The following is a 2,886-nucleotide window of genomic DNA, read 5'->3' on the forward strand; positions in this document are numbered from 1 at the left end:
GGGCAAGCCGGCCGGCGGCCAGGAGGCCCCGGACCTCGCCGGCGCACCTGCCGGCGAGGCTTCCGCCGAGGCTGCGCTGATGCCCGTGCCCGGGGCCGCCTTCGCCGAGCTGCCCGTCGGCTCGATCCAGCCCAACCGCAAGCAGCCGCGCACCGTCTTCGACGAAGAGGACATGGCCGAGCTGGTGCACTCCGTGCGCGAGATCGGCATCCTGCAGCCGGTCGTCGTCCGTCCGTCCAGCGGGTCCGACAACCACCAGTACGAGCTGGTCATGGGCGAGCGGCGCTGGCGTGCGGCCCAGGCCGCGGGGCTGGTGGCCGTGCCGGCGATCATCCGGTCTACCTCGGACGATGACCTGCTCCGCGACGCGCTGCTGGAGAACCTGCACCGCAGCCAGCTGAACCCGCTGGAAGAAGCGGCCGCCTACCAGCAGCTGCTGGAAGATTTCGGCTGCACCCATGACGAGCTGGCCGAGCGGATCGGCAGGTCGCGCCCGCAGATTTCCAACACCATCCGGCTGATGAAGCTTCCGCCGCTGGTGCAGCGCCGCGTTGCCGCCGGCGTCCTGACGGCCGGCCATGCCCGGGCCTTGCTGGGCCTGAGCGATGCCGCCGAGATGGAGAAGCTCGCCCAGCGCATCGTGGCCGAAGGCCTGTCCGTGCGCAGCACGGAGGAGGCGGTGGCCCTGAGCGGCGGAACGTCACGTCCGGCGCGGGAAAGCAAGCCCAAGGACAGCGGCCGGCACGAGCGGCTGGACTATCTGGCCAGTTCCCTGGCCGACCGGCTGGATACCAACGTAAAAATCACGTTGGGGGCGCGCAAGGGCCGGGTCAGCATCGAATTCGCCAGCGTGGAGGACCTGAACCGCATCATGGATGTGCTCAGTCCGGGTTCGTCGAACTGACTAACGGGCGCTCGGGAGCACCGGCGCCCGTGGTTTCATGGGAAAGACCCGGGAAAGGGGCCCGGCCGATGAACTGGGGTCCGAAAGTTGGACTGGCCAAATAAGATCCTAAGCCGCGAGGGCCTGGGCACGGTATTGCACCGGGCTCGGGCCCTCGAGGTTTGTCGAGATCCTTTTGGTGTTGTCCCAGTGGATGTAGTTGTTCAGTTGTGCTGCCGGAGCGTCGGTGCTGATGAACCTGCCGCGGTGAAAGAGCTCTTCCTTGAGGTGGCCGAAAAAGTTCTCCATCACGGCGTTGTCGTAGCAGTTGCCCCTGCAGGACATTGATTGGACCGCGCCGGCATCCGCCAGGAGGGTGCGCCAGGAGGCGTGCCGGTACTGGAAACCCTGATCCGAATGCATGAGCGGCTGCCGGCCGGGCTGCAGCCCGGCCAGAGCCTCACGCAGGGAATCGTTGGTGAGCGCCAGGTTCGGGGACGTGCCGATGGCATGGGAGATGATCTGCCGGTCGAAGAGGTCCATGACCGGTGCGAGGTAGAGCTTCCGGTCTGCGACGCTGGACCCGGTCACGTCGGTCACCCACTTGCGGTTCGGGGCACCAGTGTCGAACTCCCGGTCCGGCAGGTTTGGCACAACGGTGCCCTGCCCGCCCTGGTAGGAGGCGTGGCGTTTCCTCCGCCGGACCTTGCAGCCCAGCCCGGGTGCCCGCATCAGCTTCAGCACGGTCTTCTTCGCGATCGTCCAGCCTTGCCTGAGCAGTTCCGTATGCACGCGGCGGTGCCCGTACCGGCCATGGTTCTGCGTGAAGATGTCCATCACGGCGGACTTGAGTGTCTCTTGCGGGTCAGGGGCCTGGAGCCGGGCCTGGGGATAAAGGAACGTTGATCGGGCAAGACCCCAGACCTGCGGCAGAAGCGGAAGCGGGAAGCCGGCCTTGAGGGCGATGAGAGCCTGGACCTTCACCGTTGTTTTTGGGCCCTCGGGGCCCGCAATTTTCCCAGGTAGGCCGCTTCTGCCCGCAACCGCTCGTTCTTCCGGCGCAGCCGCTCCAGCTCGGATGTCTCCTCCGGCGGCGGAGCCTCGGGCTTCCGGGGTCTGCCTTTAGGCTTCGGGCAATGCGTCCGCGCCCTCGCGCCGATACGCACGCACCCACGTTCTCAGCAACGCAGGCGAAGACAGGCCGGCGAGACACGCCCGGCAAGGTGGCTGTCGCCGTATCTGCAAGGCCTTTCTCAAACCACGCTGCAGCGGCCCGGCGCTGATCCTCGAATAATGAACTACCTGCACCCATAAAACTGCTCCCGGGAGCCGGAACTGAATTTCTCAGTCCAACTTCCGGGGAGCAGTTCACGACGGCCGGGCCCCTTTCCCGTTCTTTCCAGGCTCCGCGCCGGCAATGCCTGTGCAGGTGTTCCACGTGAAACCGAATCCGGAGGGTACCCGCGGTTTGCCGCCGGACCAGGCGCGGCCTTCGAGTCGTTCCGCCCGCCCGCGTGCGCACGGCCGGACCGCCCGTTTTCGCCGGCTGCCCGCACGGGCGGGGGAGGAGATCACGTTCCACGTGAAACGGTGGCCCGGCGGATTGTCGGTCCGCCCGCTGCCCAACCGGCTGCTGCAGGGCGGCCGGCGGGGCATGCCATCCCCGTCCGCGGCCTGCTCTGATCCGTTGTGGAAGGGTACTACTTGTGCGGCGGGGGAGTGGGGGCCTTTTCCAGCAGTGTGCAGGTCAGCGACTGGCAACGGCCCGTCCCGCGCGGCGGCGGGCAGGTCCGGACCGTGCAGGTGCGCCCTTGGCGTTGGTTGCGGCGCCCGTTCAGGCCGCCGGATGTTTTCACGCGGTGCGTTCCTCGATGGCGCGGGGGAAGGCGCCCGTCCGTGCCCGGACGGCGGAACGCGTAGCCTCGGCCACGAGGTCCGCGTTGATGGCAGCGGCAGGCGCGACCCCGACGGCCGCTGCGGCTGCGACCGTCGCCCTGAGGTCG

2 protein-coding genes are annotated in these 2,886 nt (G+C 68.0%); one reads left to right on the forward strand and one right to left on the reverse strand.

All coding sequences use genetic code 11. The annotated features are described in order from the left end of the window. On the forward strand, positions 1 to 904 hold a 904-nt coding region (locus ACFQ36_RS21995; RefSeq protein WP_377017581.1), incomplete at its 5' end, for a ParB/RepB/Spo0J family partition protein. A 108-nt stretch (positions 905 to 1,012) separates the two neighbouring features. Here ACFQ36_RS21995 and ACFQ36_RS22000 read toward each other — a convergent pair. Next, positions 1,013 to 1,867, reverse strand: a complete 855-nt coding sequence (locus ACFQ36_RS22000; protein ID WP_377017583.1) for an IS3 family transposase — start codon at positions 1,865 to 1,867, stop codon at positions 1,013 to 1,015. Between the last annotated feature and the right edge of the window lie 1,019 nt (positions 1,868 to 2,886).

The sequence above is a fragment of the Arthrobacter sp. GCM10027362 genome (assembly GCF_042679445.1).
Lineage (GTDB): Bacteria > Actinomycetota > Actinomycetes > Actinomycetales > Micrococcaceae > Crystallibacter.